This window comes from Mesorhizobium wenxiniae (assembly GCF_002284535.1).
GTDB lineage: Bacteria > Pseudomonadota > Alphaproteobacteria > Rhizobiales > Rhizobiaceae > Mesorhizobium > Mesorhizobium wenxiniae.
The window spans coordinates 551,671-567,004 of the sequence record NZ_NPKH01000023.1; the positions used below are offsets into that span (position 1 = coordinate 551,671).

The window sequence follows — 15,334 nt, forward strand, 5'->3', positions numbered from 1 at the left end:
ATTGTTCAGTCGCAAATCGAGAGGTTCAGTCGACTGCCCCGACCAGAAGATCGGGGTGTTCAAGTATCGCGACCCAGCGTCCGGTATGTGTGGACGATTGCCGTTTTAGAAATCTATATCCAGTTTCCGACCAAAGCTTCACGTCGTCGTTGAGGTTGTCGAGCACATAATCGCCTTTGTCGGTCTTGACCGTCAGCACTGCGTGCCCCTCGCCGTCTTTTTTTCTGACGACAGTGATCAGAAGGTTTGAGAGCGATATGCCCTCCAAATTGAGCATCTGACGCTTAAGCAGGACGTAGTCCTCGCAGTCGCCGATCGCGCTAACAGGATAGGACCAAAATTCCATCGTGCCGTGAACGGCAAAATCGCTCACGGGCTTGATCGATCTGTTCACGAGTTTGGTGACGGACGCGAGCTTATCTTCCATTCCACTGGTCATAAGAACCGGCGGGATCTTGCCTGATCGTATCCTGCATTCTGCGGCCTGCCTTCGGCAGAATTCCATGTAGCCAACTGGGATGGAGGTCCGCTGCCCGGTGGCCATGGCACCAGGTACCGCATCGGCCGAAGCTTTCTCCATCGGCGTCGCGGACATCATCAAGCCTATCAGTAGGCCGGCACACAGCCATGCCCGCGGTATCACCAATCCCATTCGCCCCGCCCAAGGTAACGACCCGAAACAATCTTTAATATCGCGTTACCATCTTTTCATGGGGACATCAACGCAGCCGACACACAATTTAAAGCTACGGTCGCGAACAATCATCAATGACCTGCTGGTGGGCGCTGCGGTCAATGCTGGAGAACTTCCATAACCGCTGGAAGATCATGACCTTCGCGCCTTTCTGTCATCGACGGCTCAAACGCGGACAGGGCGGCCGAGAAAAAAATTGTAGCCAAATTAGTCGAAGCAAGAAAGTCCAAGAGCTACGGGGCTCTCGCGTAGACTCGCATACATTCGGATACATTTCGATGGCACTCGGGCAAATCTCTGCGACAGGCGTGGCGTAAGTTTCGATCGTGAGCAGGAAGCCTCGTCATAGTGACGGGACAGAAAGCCAACAGCGATTTCGCAAGCGGGAGTCAACACCGCGCGAGGCCGATTGGCAGGTCTGCTCATTCTAAGAAAGGAAAATACGATGAACAAACTTGCAACGGCTTTCGCCCTCCTCGCCTTGTCGACGGGAGTCTCTCTCGCTGCCGCTCAAAATCCGGACCGCGATCCGACCCGCGGATTTGCTCCTGATGTCGACAACGGCGAAATGACCTTAGACACCAATCATACGGCTTCCTTGCCGCTACCCGTGGTAGCCCCGAAAGAACAACGACCACAGCCCGGCAAGGTCCTCAGGGGTCGTGCACCATGGGCGGGTCGTTAATATATTGACCTTGTCCTCCCATGCAAAAAGTCCAACCACCCGCCATGCGACAAAGGGTGGTTGGACAGGGCGCAAGAAAATCCTGCAGCCATGGATGCATTGACCGTCTCTGGCGAGAGTATTGAGTGCGTCAGGTCGCGAACTCAGGAAAAAATCGTGGCGAGGCTTCGAGGGCCGCGTCTGCATCTGCGCCGCTGTCAATCGGCCGTCACGTCGGCCGCTGCCATCCCTTCCAGCGCCGCCGCGAACGGTTCCGCGTCAACCTGACCAAAGCGACCGGACTGTAGGCGATAAGTCCTTCCCCCTGCCCTGCTCCGGTCCTGAATGAGCCCATATCCCAGGTCAGAACTCCCACGGAGAGAACAAGTTGAGACCGGTCGTGCCGAAGTCGCCCAAGTTCCGCGTCGCCAAGCCGGTCGCCATTCACTCTTGAGATTGCAGCAATCATGCCGTCGGGCGCCGACATCCCCCGGCCCTGCCGCATGGCGGTACTCATGATTTCCCCATAGGCCATCGCGGCTTCCTCGGTCAGGCCGAAGATCCGATCCGCAAACCGACGACGCCAATCCGAGAGTCCCTGCTCCAGACGCTCTGCACGCTGATCGGGTCGAATTTTCTGGATGCCGAAGGCGATCTCCGCGATGGGCACGGTCGGAAGTGCAAGTTCAGCGTCATGGCGGACCCCGGATCACTGCCTCAAGATCGATTTCGGTACCATAAGCGCTAGCAATACGAGTGTAGAACGTCGATGCCGGCTCACGACCTGCTTCCCGGACCTCATAGGATTCCAGCGCGCGCTCACCACGTCGGCGATCGAGCGGTTCTCGCGTCGAGCAAGCCGCTGCGCAAGATCACGCGCCTTGGCGCTGCGCACGGAAAGCAGAGGTTCGGCCATGTAGAACTCCCTTTGCCGTAGGTAAGCCTGCCTCGCATTGCTAGCAAGATGGCAGATGATGGCTTGCCATCCGGGCTTGACCGTCAACTGATCGTTGCTGGTCTTCCATGACGGCCGAAAACGTGAGCTGGTCAAGGTCATCGTCGGCCGGCAGCGCCAAGCGTCCCCGATTTATCTGAAGGCCCCGACCGAGCAGGGATAGGCTGGCAGCGAAAACCTCTACCTCAATCCCGCCCTAATGGCGCTGGTCAGTGATCCGCCGCCAGCGAAGATCGCAAGATGTATAGACAACCGGTCGCAACTGGTGTTCGTTTCCAATTCGATCGCATGCAATTTCGGAAAATGCAGGAATCGTGACTATGGACGCCGCTTCCTTGTTCGATCTGACGGGAAAAAAGGCGCTGGTGACGGGCGCCAGCCGCGGCATCGGCCAGGCTATGGCTGAGGCGCTCTCCGCGGCAGGTGCCGACGTCGCGGTGACCGCCCGCGACGAAGCGTCCCTTCTTGACACGGCGGACCGAATTAGCGCTAACGGGCGAAGATCGCTTTGCCGGTCTCTCGACGTGCTCGACACCGATCGCATCCGCGTGGTGGTCGACGAGGTGGCGGATGCCTTTGGCGGGCTCGACATCCTGGTCAACAACGCCGGCTATGAGCAAGTCCAGCCGTCGCTCGACGTGGACGAAGCGGTGTGGGACCGCATCGTATCGACCAATCTGAAGGGCGCCTTCTTCTGCGCGCAGGCTGCGGCGCGGCGGATGGCTGCCGACAGCAGCGGTGGCGCGATCATCAATCTTTGCTCGCTGACCTCCTATGTCGGCATTCCGACCGCGGCACCTTACGGCTCCTCGAAGTCTGGGCTTCTGGGCATGACGCGCGCGCTGGCCACGGAATGGGCATCGCTCGGCATCCGCGTCAATGCCATCGCTCCGGGGTATTTCCATACGGCGATGACGGATGCTTTTTATCAGGATCCCGACTGGCAGACGGCAATGCTGGCCAAGATACCGCAGCGGCGTTTCGGCACGATGGAGGATCTGGCCGGAGCCGTTGTATTCCTGGCGAGCGGGGCATCCGCCTATGTCACCGGGCATTGCCTCCCAGTTGACGGCGGCTATCTCGCATCCATCTGAGCGACTGAGGGCGGGTGCAACAAGAACCGTGTAGACCCATCTTGTATATGGTTGTATATACCACCTCACAACGCTGGACGTCCTTGCATGCGGCCGGCGACAAAAAGGGGAACCACAATGCAGGAGCCTTTCCGGGCCGGAGCTTCGCGGGAAGCGGAAGGCGGCAGGGAAATCGCAGTCACAGTCCGCAACGTCGGGATGGACTTCGATGGGATTCATGCCGTCAAGAATGCGTCCTTCGATCTGCCGAAGGGCCGGTTCCTCACCATTCTGGGGCCCTCGGGGTCCGGCAAGACGACCCTCCTGCGCATGATCGCCGGATTCCAAACCCCGAGTAGCGGCGAGATCTTCATCAACGGTGAAGCGGTGAGCGCGGTGCCACCGCACAAGCGGTCGATCGGCATGGTCTTTCAGAGGCTTGCGTTGTTTCCGCATATGACGGCGGCTGAGAATGTCGCCTTCCCGCTGAAGATGCGGCGGCGCGATGCACGCACCATTCCCGAACGCGTCGAGCGATACCTCGCGCTGGTCCGGCTCGGGGGCTATGGCGGCAGGCGCATTCACGAACTCTCCGGCGGGCAGCAGCAACGCGTCGCGATCGCGCGCGCGCTGGTATTCGAGCCCGACCTGCTGCTGCTCGACGAGCCGCTGGCTGCGCTCGACCGCAAGCTGCGCGAGGAAATGCAGCTCGAATTCCGCCGCATCCAGCGAGAGCTCGGCGTCACCACGATCAACGTCACCCACGACCAGCGCGAGGCGCTGGTGGTTTCCGACGACATTGTGGTCATGGATCAGGGCGAGATCCAGCAGAAGGCGCGGCCGATCCATACCTACCGCCAGCCCCGCAACGCCTTCGTCGCCAATTTCATCGGCGTCACCAACTTCATTGCCGGTACGGTACGGTCTGTATCGGAAGGGGGCGACGTCTCCATCCTTCGCGGTGCTCTGACGCTTGCCGGAAAAATCGGCGATCCGGTCAATCCACCTGCGGAGGGCGGCAAGGCGTCGGGAGCGATCCGCGCCGAGCAAATCCGTCTCGCCGGCGACGCTGCTCAGCTGTCGAAGCTCGATTGCGTGCTGGCCGGGACTGTCATCGATACGATCTTCGAAGGCGAGCGCATGGTCTACGAGGTAGCCTGCGCCGCGATTGGCGACGAGGTCATTCGCGTTTTTGACCATGATCCCGCCGCGCACAAGCAGTTCGACATAGGCGAAAGCGTGTTCCTGGGGTGGAATGCCAGGGACATGCTTGTTTTTCGATAGAACCGGAAACCGGTCAAACCCAGAGGAGAATGCAGATGAAGCGCTTCAAGCCGACATTATCCCATCTTTCCCGCAGAACCTTCCTTCAGGCCACCGCCGCGCTCGGCGGCGCCTCAGCCCTCGGCCTGCGCAGTTCTTATGCGCAGGAACCGGAAAAGCCGGCGGAGATCATCGTGCGCGCCTGGGGCGGCAGCTGGGTGGATAGCCTGAAGGCCGGCGTGTCCGACAGCTTCACCAAAATGACGGGGATCGCTGTCCGTCACGACCTGACCGAAGACAACGAGATCCAGCCCAAAGTCTGGGCGGCCGTGGCGCAGAACCGGGTCCCGCCGATCCACATCAACTGGGACACCACCACCAATGCCACGAAGTCGGCACTGCGCGGCGTAACGGAAGACCTCTCCGACCTGCCGAACCTCGCCAATGTGACGGACCTTGCCAAGCCGGCCGGCCTGGAAGGCTTCCCGATCGTCAATACCTACGGCTATGTCTATGTGCTGGCCTATCGGCCTGCGGCGTTCCCGGACGGACCGCCGAAGTCCTGGAAAGACCTGCTCGACCCGAAGTTCAAGGGCCGGCTTGCCTTCTACAATGACGGCATCGGCTTCCACTTCCCAGCCCAGGTCGCCGGTGGCGGCAAGCTGGAGGACATACCCGGTAACATGCAGCCGGCTTGGGATTTCATCACCAAGATGAAGACGCAGCAGCCGCTGCTCGGCGAAGATCCCGACTTCACCACCTGGTTCCAGAACGGCGAAATCGATGCCGCCTGCACCATCTCCACCAACGCCCGAGAGGCCCGCAAGAACGGCGTGAAAATCGAATGGGTCGTGCCGGAGGAGGGTGCGAAATTCGACACGGACGGTTTGTGGATCCCCAAGGGCCTGCCGGAAAACGAACTCTACTGGGCCAAGCAGTACATCAACCATGCGCTGACCAAGGAAGCCCAGCAGGTCTGGCTGGACGGCCTCGGCTTGCCGGGCGTCGTGCCGGGCCTCACACCGCCGAAGGATCTGGTGGGCGATCCGTCCTATCCGACCACCGAAGCGGATTTCCAGCGCCTCATCCGCATCTCGTCGAAGATCCAGGTCGAGAATGAGAGCGAGTGGTTTTCCAAGTTCAAGGCGATCATGCAGGGCTGACGCCGGGTCGGCCGGTGCTGCGCTGGCGGCACCGGCTCCTTTACGAGGTCGGATACGAATTTTCTCATGCGGGCAGCCAGGACAGCCTATCCCTTGAAATGGCGTATCATGGATGCGCTGGAAGGCATTGCCGCCGCCATCTGGCCAGCGCGGTTCAGGCGCGCCACGCCCTATCTGATGCTGCTTCCGGCAGTGCTGCTGGTCGGACTGCTCGTGCTCGGTCTCATCCAGATCGCGGATGCAAGCCTGCGCACGCTCGACACCACCACCTTCCAATTCTCGGACGACTATTCCATCGCCAATTTCCGGCGGGCGCTGACAGAGCCCCTGTTCCTCGTTGTCGCGCAGCGCAGCCTCGTCGCCGCCCTGATCGTCACCGCGGTGACACTCGTCTTCGCCTTTCCCTACGCCTATCTGATGGTGCGCACGCGTTCGCCAAGACTGCGCAAATTCCTGCTGATTGCGCTGTTCCTGCCCTTCTTCATCGGCCAGGTTGTGCGTGCATATGGCTGGCTGATCATCCTCGGCAATCAGGGCATGGTGAACGAGGCGCTCGGCCTTATCGGGGTCGCCCCGATGCGGCTCATCTACAACTATCCCGCCGTGCTGTTCGGCCTCGTCCAGTACATGCTGCCCTTCGCCGTACTGATGCTCGCGCCGGCACTCACCGCCATTCCCGAAGAGCTGGAGGCGGCCGCTGGATCGCTCGGTGCGAACTGGGTTCGCACGTTCATCCATGTCGTGTTGCCACTCGCTCGTCCGGGCTTCATCGGCGCCGGCGTGGTGGTGCTGACGCTTTCGCTCACCGATTTCGCAGTCCCCGCGATCCTTGGCGGCGGCTCGCAGGACTTCATCGCCAACGCTATTTACGATCAGTTCTTCCGAACGTCTGACCAGGGCCTCGGCGCGACGCTGGCGCTTATGCTTGTCGCGCTCGGGTCAATCCTCGTCGGCTTGGTGTTCGCGCTGTTCGGAGCAGGAACGCTTGCGATGGGGAGGTCACGGGCGTGAACGGCTCGCGCAGCAAATCCGTTGTCTTGTGGACCCTGGTCACGATCGCCCTGGTGACGCTTTCAGCGCCGACGATCGTCGTGCTCGGCGCTTCCTTCACCGGCGGCAACATCATCACGTTTCCGCCGGACGGGCTCTCGCTGCGGTGGTACGCGCGCATCTCACAGGCCTCCGACCTGCGCAACGCTTTCCTGCGTACGCTCCATGTCGCGACGGTCTGTACGATCGTTGCCATTCCCGTGGGCACGCTGGCTGGCATCGCGCTGGCGAAATATGCGGTGCGTTTTGAGAAGACGATCCAGATTTATCTGCTGCTGCCCTTTACCATCCCGCTGATCGGATCGGGCATCGGCCTCATGCTGATATTCGGCAACGCCGGCATTCTCGGCCAGCTTTGGCCGGTCGGCATCGCCTGCTGCGTCATCAACCTTCCCTTCATGATCTGGGCGGTGACGGCGAGTGCCACCGGGCTTGACCCGGACCTGGAACTGGCCGCCGCCAACTGCGGCGCACCGCCGCTCCAGGTGTTCTTCTCCGTCACCCTGCCGGCGGTGATGCCGGGGGTGATCACCGGCTCGCTGCTGATGTTCATCCTTGCGCTCAACGAGTTCCTGGTCAGCCTGCTGCTCGTCGATGCGCGCATCGTGACGCTGCCGGTGCTGATCTACAACTCCATCCGCTCGATCATCACACCGGATCTTGCCGCGATCTCCGTGGTCTTCATCGCCTGCTCGGCTGTCGCCATCTTCCTGCTCGACAGGCTGGTCGGGCTCGACATCTTCCTGAAATCGAAATGAGGAATGCCGGCCTGCCGGCCGCAAAGGGAAATCCTATGCCAAACGTATCGTTCCACGACCTGAGCCAGATCGACGCCGCCGGTCGTTCGGCACTGATGCGGCGCTCAGAGACCGATCTCTCTGGCTTTATGGAGAAGGCCGCACCGATCATCGAGGCGGTCCGAACAGAAGGCGACGCCGCGCTCGTCCGCTTCGCCCGCGACTTTGACAAGGCAGATCTCGATGCCACGCGGCTGAAGGTCAGCCCCGCCGAGTTCGACGCCGCCTTCGACATGGTGGACGAGGACGTGGTCGCCGCCATTCGCTTCGGCATCGACAACATCCGGCATTTCCACGAAGAACAGAGGCCGGAAGCGATGTGGCTCAAGGAAATGCGGCCCGGCGCCTATGCCGGCGACCGCTTCACGCCGATCCGCTCGGTGGCGCTCTATGTCCCGCGTGGCAAAGGGGCGTTCCCTTCGGTGACAATGATGACCGCGGTGCCCGCAGTGGTGGCGGGCGTCCCGGAGCTTGCTATCGTCACGCCGCCAGCGCCCGATGGTTCGGTGGACGCAGCGACGCTGGTTGCAGCGCGCCTCGCCGGCGTCGCAACGGTCTACAAATGCGGTGGCGCGCAGGCGGTCGCCGCGGTCGCCTACGGCACGGAAACGATCAGGCCGGCACTCAAGATCGTCGGTCCAGGCAGCCCCTGGGTGGTTGCGGCCAAGCGGCTGCTTGCCGGGGTGATCGATCCCGGCCTTCCCGCCGGTCCGTCCGAAGCGATCATCCTCGCCGACGACAGCGTGCATGGCGGGCTAGCCGCGCTCGACCTCCTCATCGAGGCAGAGCACGGACCGGACTCATCGGCCTACCTGGTGACACACAGCCGCCGCGTGGCCGAGGAGGCATTGGCCGCCCTGCCCGAGCACTGGGCGCGCATGACCGAGCAGCGGGTAGCGTTTTCCACCGCGGTGCTGACCGGCGCCTGTGGCGGCATCGTCCTGACGGCGGCGATCGAGGAGAGCTACCGCTTCATCAACGACTATGCACCGGAGCATTTGGAGATACTCTCCAACGATCCCTTCGCACACCTTGGCCACATCACCGAAGCCGCCGAGATCCTGATGGGGCCGCACACGCCAGTCTCGATCGGCAATTTCGGGTTAGGCCCCAACGCCGTCCTGCCGACCAGCCGCTGGGCGCGTACCTGGGGCCCGCTCTCGGTCACGGATTTCGTCAAGCGTTCTTCCATCGGCTACGTGACGGCGGCGGCCTATCCGGAATTCGCGCGCCATGCCCGCACGCTTGCCCGCTACGAAGGCTTCTCCTCGCATGAACACGCCGTCTCCGACGTGCGCGACCGATATCTGGTGCGGTAGCGACGATGAAGGCTGCCAGACTCCACGCGGCGGGCGATTTGCGGGTTGAGGATGTGCCGTCTCCCGGCGAACCCGCGCCTGGCTGGGTGCGACTCAGGGTGGCGGCTGCCGGCATCTGCGGCTCGGACCTCCACAACTTCCGCACCGGTCAGTGGATCAGCCGCGCGCCGAGCGTCGCCGGGCATGAGTTCGCCGGCGAGGTGACAGCCGTGGGCGCCGGCGTGTCCCAGTTGGCCTGCGGAGATCGGGTCGTCGCCGATTCGCGTTTCTGGTGCGGCGAATGTCCTGCTTGCCGGGCCGGCCTGCATAATGTCTGTGCCAGACTGGGCTTTGTAGGCGAGGTTTGCGACGGCGGCTTCGCGGAAGAGACGGAGCTGCCGGCGCGGCTGCTCCTGCGCCACGACCCGGCGCTCGATCCCGCAATCGCCGCCATGGCGGAGCCGCTGGCGGTCGCCCTGCACGCCGTCCGGCGACTGTCGGCGCCGGCCGGGGTGCCGGTACTTATCGCCGGTTGCGGCCCGATCGGCGGGCTGGCTGCGCTGCTCCTGTCGCGGCACGGTGAGAGGCCGGTCCTCGTCGCCGACCGCAATGCGGCGCGTGCGGATCTTGTGGCCGAGGTGAGCGGCGCGACCGTCGTCGACCTGGACGCCCTGCCCTGTGATCCCAATCTGCGCCATGCCATCGACGCGACGGGAAACGTGGCGGTGATGGCGCAACTGCTCGAGCTCCTGGCCGGGGGTGGCACGCTGGCGCTGGTCGGCATATCGCATGGCCGCCTCGATCTCGACCCCAACCTCCTGGTCGAACGCGAGATCGCGCTTGTCGGTTGCCACGCCTTCGCCGACGAGCTTGCGCCGGCCGTCGCGATGCTTGGTGATCTCGCCCCCGCGCTGTCGCGCTTCGTGTCCGAAGAGATCGCGATCGGCGAGATTCCCGCCGCCTACCAGCGCCTGATCGCAGGCACGAGCGGCGGGTTGAAGACCATCATCCGAATGGAGAGAGGATGATGATCAGGCTTCCCGAAACCGCCGGGCCCCTCTACGAAAAGGTCAAGGACTACGTGCTCGGCAACATCGGCAGCGGCAAATGGCCGAAGGACCGCAGGCTGCCTTCCGAAAACGAGCTGGTCAGCACGCTTGGCGTCTCGCGGATGACTGTGCACCGGGCGCTGAGGGAACTGACCTCGGAAGGCCACCTCCTGCGCATCCAGGGCGTAGGCACCTTCGTGGCGCCGCCGAAACCGCAATCGGCCCTCATCGAAATCAGGAACATTGCCGGCGAGATCGCCGCGCGCGGCGCACGCCACAGGGCCGAGGTCGTCGTCCTCGAGAAGATCCGCAACCCGGCGCTGGACCTCATTGTCGCCTTCGAGTTCACGCGCCGCAGACCGGTCGCCCATTCGATCATCGTGCATTTCGAAGACGAGGTGCCTGTCCAGCTCGAGGAGCGCTTTGTCAATCCGGCTCTCGCACCGGACTACCATCGGCAAAATTTCGTTGCGACCACCACCTACGACTATCTGCAGCGGGCGACGCCGCTGACGGAAGTGGAGCACGTGATCTCGGCCGTCGCCGCAGAAGAGATGGCGGCCCGCCATCTGATGATTCGGCCCGGCGACCCCTGCCTGCTCCTGCATCGGCGGACCTGGTCGGGCGCGGCGGTCGCGACCGTCAACAATCTCACCTATGTCGGCAGCCGCTATTCGCTTGGCAGCCGCTACGCGCCCTCACCCGCCGCATAGCAGCAACGGCCCGCCAAGCGGGTGGGCAGCGTCATCGGCCCAACGGCTGCCTTGATAGGGAAATCAGTTCTGCCTCGTCGATCACGCCGGCCATGTAGTTGGCAATAATGCGAGACGCGAGCGCCTCACGCTGACCAGTCGATTGACTTTCAAGCTTGAGGTGTTCGAACGTTCGAGCCAGCAGAGCCAACTCGGATGGATCAAAAATACCAGCTTCCTCAGCTTTTCGACGGATCGCCATGGCTTCCTCAAAGACGATGACTTGTCTTTGCAACGTTTGCCGCGACATTGTGTTCCTGGAGGCGCTCAAGACCAGCTTGGCCGCGCGCGCCCTTGCTAGCCATCAGCTGACAGCGGCTAACCCCAGCGGTCGCTAGCCGGCCTGCGCTAAGAGCGCACCACCAGAGGCACCAGCCCTTCATGGCGATGGTCGAGATAGCACACAACGCGGTCGCCAATGCGCTCGAAGATGAGATCGACTTTCGCCTGGCCGATGGCCAGATGGCGGATAACAATGTTGTCGATACCGATCGGCAGCCGCGGGCGTTCCACAGTGATCTCGCGTTTCCAGCCGTCGACCCGGATGCCCAGGCAGGCCTGCAGCATCATGAACGCGGAGCCTGCCGACCATGCCTGCGGCAGACATGCGACCGGGTAGGCCACCGGTGAATCGCTGGCCGCGCGCGTAAAGCCGCAAAACAGCTCCGGCAGGCGCATGTTGAAACGGACCGCCGCCTCGAACATGCCGCTCATCAGCTTCACGACGCTGTCGCGCTCGTGATAGCGGGCGAGCCCGGAGGCGCAGAGTGCGGTGTCGTGCGGCCAGATCGAGCCATTATGATATGACATAGGGTTGAATGGGATCTCGTCGTCGGCCAGTGTGCGAACGCCCCAACCGCTATGGAGATGACCAGAGAGCAGCTGGGTGGCGACTGACTGAGCCCGTTCCGCCGCCGGCAGCCCGACATAAAGCAGGTGACCGGCATTGGACGTGCGAACCGCGCATTGCTTGCCTTGTCCGTCGATTGCCAAAGCATAGAAATCGCGGTCGGGCATCCAGAAATGCGTCTCCACTGCCTGACGGATCCTCTCTGCCAGGGCGCTCCAGTGCGCCGCCTTTGCGTCGTCGCCGCGCCTGGCGGCCAGCGCCGCCATCCCTTGATATGCGGCGAAGGCATAACCTTGCACCTCGACCAATGCGATCGGTCCTTTGGGGATCGTGCCGTCGGCATGGAAGACGGCATCGGAACTGTCCTTCCAGCCTTGGTTGAACAGACCCGTGTCGGCCGCCCTGTTGTAGGTTACAAAGCCATCCCCGTTGCGGGCTCCGACCTCTTCCATCCACGCAGTGGCAGCGCCCAGGGAGTTCCACATGCGATCGACGAACGCCTCGTCTCCGGTGCGATCGGCGTAGGACGAAGCCAGGTAGACATAGAGTGGCGTGGTGTCGACGCCGCCATAGTAGCGGCCGAACGGCAGTTCGCGCAGCACGGCCATTTCCCCCTTGCGGGTTTCATGCATGATTTTGCCAGGCTCGGCATCGTCGAATACAGAGGTCTCGGTCGATTGATAGTGGGCAAGGAAGGCCAGGACCCCACGAGCAAGGTCCGGATTGAGCCAAAGCATCTGCAAGGCGGAAATGACGCCGTCGCGGCCGAAAGCCGTCGAAAACCAAGGGATGCCGGCATACGGGTATGGCCCGGTCTCCAGATCGGTCGTCAGCAGCGCGATGTCGGCGCGCGTGCGTGTCAACCAGTCATTGAACACGCGCCCGGAGCTGAAGACGGTGGCGCCCTGCCGGCGCTTTGAGCGCATGGCGAAGCGGGCTCGCGCAGCGGCCGCGCGAAAGCGGTCGCTGGAGGGGGTTTCTTCGCTGTGGCCGACCTCCAGGTACAATGCTCTGCTGTCACGCTTTGCCACGACAATGAGGAAATCGGCGTGATCGGGGTGCACCTGATCGGGCTTGATCGAGAATGCGATGGCCGATTGGCGAGCCACATTGTCGAGGCCTTCATATCGGAACGTTACGCTCGCCTCGCCGACCAGTGCGTCATGCGCGCGACCGCGGCGGCTACGCATAGTGCCGCGCACCTCAAACATGTCACGGAAATCGGCGTCGAAGTCGAGCCGGACCGGCAGAACCACCTCGCGCGCGGAGTAGTTGGTGAACTTGATGCGCTCGAACATGCGGTCCTGCCAGATGAACCGCGTCCGATCGACGTGGACGACGCCCGGCAATGCTTCGCTGCCATTCGGCCCGATAGTGGCTAGATTGGTGAGATTGGCGGTGAATAGGATGTTGTCCTGCGACAGCGAGGCGCCGAGCAGCGACGGCATCCGGCCGCCAATAAACAGACGGAAGCGCGACAATACACGCGTGTCGTCGCGGAAAAGCCCGTCGCCGGTGCCGCGTATGTCGCCGTAGCTGTCTGCGACGACGAAGCAATCCTCGTGTTTCAGCGCAAATTGCCGATGCGGCTCGCGCGGTGCCGTTTCGTCGATTGCCGGCAGCGCCACGGCTGGATCAATCTTGCGGTCTTCGAGTTGAGTGGTCATGGAACCCCTCCCGTTCAGAAGCGAACAAAGCGGCTCAGGCGCTGATCCGGGCAGCCGAGCCGTCGCCTTGCTCGGTCAGGTAGACATAGTCATCATTGCGGCATTTTTAGCGCGCTTGTTTTGAGAACCAAGTGCTTTCGCTATGACGTCCGAGAGCGAGCCATAGATCGCCACGTAGTCGCGGCACATGCGCTCAACCGTGAATCGCTCTTCAAAAGTCCGTCGCACCCGTGCACGATCGATGCCGTTTATCCGCCGTACCGCGTCCACAGCTGCGTCGAGCGTGTCGACGATCAACCCGGACACACCATCGTCGATGACCTCCGGAACGGCGCCGCGTCTAAACGCTATCACAGGCGTGCCACAGGCCATCGCCTCGATGGTTACGAGTCCGAAGGGTTCCGGCCAGTCAATAGGGAACAAAAGCGCTGCCGCATTGCCCAAAAAGTCTGCTTTTTGCCGTTCGTCGATCTCGCCGATGAATTCCACGTTGGAATTTCGAAGCACCTTGGGTTCGACCCTCTCTTTCCAATATGATTGGTCTACCTTGTCGATCTTGGCGGCAATCTTCAGCGGCATTCCGGTACGCGCTGCGATTTCAATTGCTGTTTCCGGCCCCTTTTCCGGTGAGATGCGGCCGAGGAAGGCGAGATAGCCCGAGGCTTTCGGGCGAAAACGGAGAAGATCGCGAGGCAGACCGTGATACACCGTTCCGATCCAATGGACAGGCGGCATGGGCCAGCGTTGATCGTAAGAAATCGAAACCAGCGGAATGTCATCAAACATCGCATAAAGCTGCGCCAGATCCGGGAGGTCGAGCCGTCCATGAAGTGTCGTAACGGTTCGCTCGGCAAAGTCCCGGACTACGGGGAAGTGGAGAATATCGATGTGAAAATGCAGCACGTCGAATTCATCGGCCCGCCTGCGCACCTGTTCAAGCATCATCACGTGCTGGGGAATATCGTGCCGGACCCTGGGATTCAGGCGCAATGCAATATCGCAACACGGTACCAATTCGGCAGAGGTGCGTGAATCACCGCTGGCGAACAAGGTCACGTCATGCCCCTGCCGAACAAGCTCCTCAGTCAGATATGAAACTATTCGCTCGGTCCCGCCATAGGTCCGCGGCGGCACGGCTTCGGTAAGGGGGGCGATCTGGGCAATTTTCATCTGCAACACTTCTCGAAAGTGGTCACCCTTCAAAAAGCTCCGACGGCAATCCCCTTCCTCGCGTTCCTTGCGGTGCGGCCCTCCTCGCCAACTCTCGAAGCGCCGATATGTTCCCGGCGAGAACAATCGCCGAGTCAAGGGAGTTCAAGCAGATGGACCAAAAGGAGAACCAGGATGGTTACGAAGGCTTCAGGACACAAAAGCCGTCAAGGGATCGAGCGACGAGCATGGCGGCAACCGCGGCGGCAATCAGGAGAAGAAGGACAAGCCGCAAAAGAGCAGCCAGGCTGCCGGCAAGGATCCAAACCGCGGCGAGGACTGAACGATGCCTGCCCCGCAGGCGAACCGAAATGGCTGCGATCCCGGACCATCGATACTGAGTGACACCATGACAAAGACCAACTCGTCTACGAAAGCCGAGCATCCTGTATCGGGAAAGAGGGCAAGCGGCAGCGACAAGGCCAAGGAACCGGCCAAGGGCGGCGCCCAAGCCAGGAACGCCCAGGAATGGGGCGGCGGATCGAAAGCGTCGAAGGGCAAGATCACCCGGGCAGACCGGGAAAACTCCAACTCGAGCCAGCGCAGCTAAGCTTTTGCATTCATCTAATCAGTCGGCGCGGATTTCGAACTGCTTGGACGGGATGGGTTCGGATTGGGGTGGTTCGGATTACAGGCCCATCTCGCCTGTCGTTTGCCCCTTCGACGTTGCAATTCGAAAATGGTCGAAGGCCCCGTGCCACAGCGCCGGCAATTGCGGCCTTGACGCGATGTGCATTAGGTCGTTTGTTGCGGGCGGGAGTGCCACGGGAGGAAACCATGGAAGTCACCCTGGGGGCGGATAGCCTCGCAGCGCGGTTCCACGTTTTCACGCCAATGACCGGCGAAGGCT

The 15,334-nt window shown here is 62.0% G+C and carries 14 protein-coding genes and 2 pseudogenes; 10 read left to right on the forward strand and 6 right to left on the reverse strand.

Going from position 1 to position 15,334, the window contains the following annotated elements:
- Positions 1 to 25: 25 nt before the first annotated feature.
- Positions 26 to 652, reverse strand: a complete 627-nt coding sequence (locus tag CIT31_RS19135) for a transglutaminase-like cysteine peptidase (protein WP_095519866.1) — start codon at positions 650 to 652, stop codon at positions 26 to 28.
- A 487-nt stretch (positions 653 to 1,139) separates the two neighbouring features.
- Between CIT31_RS19135 and CIT31_RS33880 the strand changes: the two genes are divergently transcribed.
- Entirely contained in the window at positions 1,140 to 1,379 is a 240-nt protein-coding gene (locus CIT31_RS33880; protein WP_133116190.1) for a hypothetical protein, read from the forward strand.
- A gap of 342 nt (positions 1,380 to 1,721) precedes the next feature.
- On the opposite strand, the pseudogene CIT31_RS19140 reads toward CIT31_RS33880, so the two are convergent.
- Both CIT31_RS19140 and CIT31_RS19145 read right to left on the reverse strand, forming a co-directional pair.
- A pseudogene (locus tag CIT31_RS19140) lies at positions 1,722 to 2,061 on the reverse strand (PIN domain-containing protein); the annotation flags it as partial.
- Positions 2,051 to 2,274 (reverse strand): annotated as a pseudogene (locus CIT31_RS19145) (plasmid stabilization protein). The pseudogenes CIT31_RS19140 and CIT31_RS19145, both read right to left, overlap by 11 nt.
- 359 nt (positions 2,275 to 2,633) lie before the next feature.
- Between CIT31_RS19145 and CIT31_RS19150 the strand changes: the two are divergent.
- The 8 genes from CIT31_RS19150 to hutC all read left to right on the forward strand — a co-directional run bounded on the left by CIT31_RS19150 (position 2,634) and on the right by hutC (position 10,719).
- The gene (locus tag CIT31_RS19150; protein WP_095519867.1) at positions 2,634 to 3,407 is read left to right on the forward strand and encodes an SDR family NAD(P)-dependent oxidoreductase; all 774 of its coding nucleotides are present in this window, start codon (positions 2,634 to 2,636) and stop codon (positions 3,405 to 3,407) included.
- 117 nt (positions 3,408 to 3,524) lie between these two features.
- Positions 3,525 to 4,670: an ABC transporter ATP-binding protein gene (locus CIT31_RS19155; protein WP_245316376.1), complete on the forward strand. Its 1,146-nt coding sequence runs from the start codon at positions 3,525 to 3,527 to the stop codon at positions 4,668 to 4,670.
- 35 nt (positions 4,671 to 4,705) lie between these two features.
- Complete coding sequence (locus CIT31_RS19160; protein ID WP_095519956.1) at positions 4,706 to 5,812, forward strand: ABC transporter substrate-binding protein; 1,107 nt, start codon at positions 4,706 to 4,708, stop codon at positions 5,810 to 5,812.
- A 66-nt stretch (positions 5,813 to 5,878) separates the two neighbouring features.
- Positions 5,879 to 6,823 carry an ABC transporter permease gene (locus tag CIT31_RS19165; protein ID WP_095519868.1) on the forward strand — a complete coding sequence of 315 codons (945 nt, stop codon included), beginning with the start codon at positions 5,879 to 5,881 and terminating at the stop codon, positions 6,821 to 6,823.
- Positions 6,820 to 7,620, forward strand: a complete 801-nt coding sequence (locus CIT31_RS19170; RefSeq protein ID WP_029355930.1) for an ABC transporter permease — start codon at positions 6,820 to 6,822, stop codon at positions 7,618 to 7,620. Before CIT31_RS19165 ends, CIT31_RS19170 begins: the two co-directional genes overlap by 4 nt.
- A 35-nt stretch (positions 7,621 to 7,655) precedes the next feature.
- Entirely contained in the window at positions 7,656 to 8,978 is a 1,323-nt protein-coding gene (gene hisD / locus CIT31_RS19175; protein WP_095519957.1) for a histidinol dehydrogenase, read from the forward strand.
- 5 nt (positions 8,979 to 8,983) lie between these two features.
- Positions 8,984 to 9,985 (forward strand): zinc-dependent alcohol dehydrogenase, encoded by a 1,002-nt coding sequence (locus tag CIT31_RS19180; protein ID WP_095519869.1) that lies wholly within the window; start codon positions 8,984 to 8,986, stop codon positions 9,983 to 9,985.
- Complete coding sequence (gene hutC / locus CIT31_RS19185; protein ID WP_029355923.1) at positions 9,985 to 10,719, forward strand: histidine utilization transcriptional repressor HutC; 735 nt, start codon at positions 9,985 to 9,987, stop codon at positions 10,717 to 10,719. The genes CIT31_RS19180 and hutC overlap by 1 nt, the downstream gene beginning before the upstream one ends.
- 31 nt (positions 10,720 to 10,750) lie before the next feature.
- Here the strand turns inward: hutC and CIT31_RS19190 are convergent, their stop codons facing one another.
- The 3 genes from CIT31_RS19190 to CIT31_RS19200 form a co-directional block, all read right to left on the reverse strand.
- Positions 10,751 to 10,960: a hypothetical protein gene (locus tag CIT31_RS19190; RefSeq protein WP_095519958.1), complete on the reverse strand. Its 210-nt coding sequence runs from the start codon at positions 10,958 to 10,960 to the stop codon at positions 10,751 to 10,753.
- A 146-nt stretch (positions 10,961 to 11,106) separates the two neighbouring features.
- Entirely contained in the window at positions 11,107 to 13,275 is a 2,169-nt protein-coding gene (locus CIT31_RS19195; protein WP_095519870.1) for an amylo-alpha-1,6-glucosidase, read from the reverse strand.
- A 75-nt stretch (positions 13,276 to 13,350) separates the two neighbouring features.
- Complete coding sequence (locus CIT31_RS19200; protein ID WP_095519871.1) at positions 13,351 to 14,445, reverse strand: glycosyltransferase family 4 protein; 1,095 nt, start codon at positions 14,443 to 14,445, stop codon at positions 13,351 to 13,353.
- Between the two features lie 388 nt (positions 14,446 to 14,833).
- On the opposite strand from CIT31_RS19200, the gene CIT31_RS19210 reads away from it, so the two are divergent.
- Positions 14,834 to 15,034, forward strand: coding sequence for a hypothetical protein (locus CIT31_RS19210; RefSeq protein WP_095519872.1), 201 nt, complete (start codon positions 14,834 to 14,836; stop codon positions 15,032 to 15,034).
- Positions 15,035 to 15,334 lie beyond the last annotated feature (300 nt).

Excerpts from the sequence above, each read along its gene's own strand:
- CIT31_RS19135 (WP_095519866.1), bottom strand. The coding sequence starts at position 652 with ATGGGATTGGTGATACCGCGGGCATGGCTGTGTGCCGGCCTACTGATA.
- CIT31_RS19160 (WP_095519956.1), top strand. The coding sequence starts at position 4,706 with ATGAAGCGCTTCAAGCCGACATTATCCCATCTTTCCCGCAGAACCTTC.
- CIT31_RS19155 (WP_245316376.1), top strand. The coding sequence starts at position 3,525 with ATGCAGGAGCCTTTCCGGGCCGGAGCTTCGCGGGAAGCGGAAGGCGGC.
- hutC (WP_029355923.1), top strand. The coding sequence starts at position 9,985 with ATGATCAGGCTTCCCGAAACCGCCGGGCCCCTCTACGAAAAGGTCAAG.
- CIT31_RS19180 (WP_095519869.1), top strand. The coding sequence starts at position 8,984 with ATGAAGGCTGCCAGACTCCACGCGGCGGGCGATTTGCGGGTTGAGGAT.
- CIT31_RS19195 (WP_095519870.1), bottom strand. The coding sequence starts at position 13,275 with ATGACCACTCAACTCGAAGACCGCAAGATTGATCCAGCCGTGGCGCTG.
- CIT31_RS19190 (WP_095519958.1), bottom strand. The coding sequence starts at position 10,960 with ATGGCGATCCGTCGAAAAGCTGAGGAAGCTGGTATTTTTGATCCATCC.
- CIT31_RS33880 (WP_133116190.1), top strand. The coding sequence starts at position 1,140 with ATGAACAAACTTGCAACGGCTTTCGCCCTCCTCGCCTTGTCGACGGGA.
- CIT31_RS19210 (WP_095519872.1), top strand. The coding sequence starts at position 14,834 with ATGACAAAGACCAACTCGTCTACGAAAGCCGAGCATCCTGTATCGGGA.
- CIT31_RS19150 (WP_095519867.1), top strand. The coding sequence starts at position 2,634 with ATGGACGCCGCTTCCTTGTTCGATCTGACGGGAAAAAAGGCGCTGGTG.
- CIT31_RS19200 (WP_095519871.1), bottom strand. The coding sequence starts at position 14,445 with ATGAAAATTGCCCAGATCGCCCCCCTTACCGAAGCCGTGCCGCCGCGG.
- CIT31_RS19165 (WP_095519868.1), top strand. The coding sequence starts at position 5,879 with ATGCGGGCAGCCAGGACAGCCTATCCCTTGAAATGGCGTATCATGGAT.
- hisD (WP_095519957.1), top strand. The coding sequence starts at position 7,656 with ATGCCAAACGTATCGTTCCACGACCTGAGCCAGATCGACGCCGCCGGT.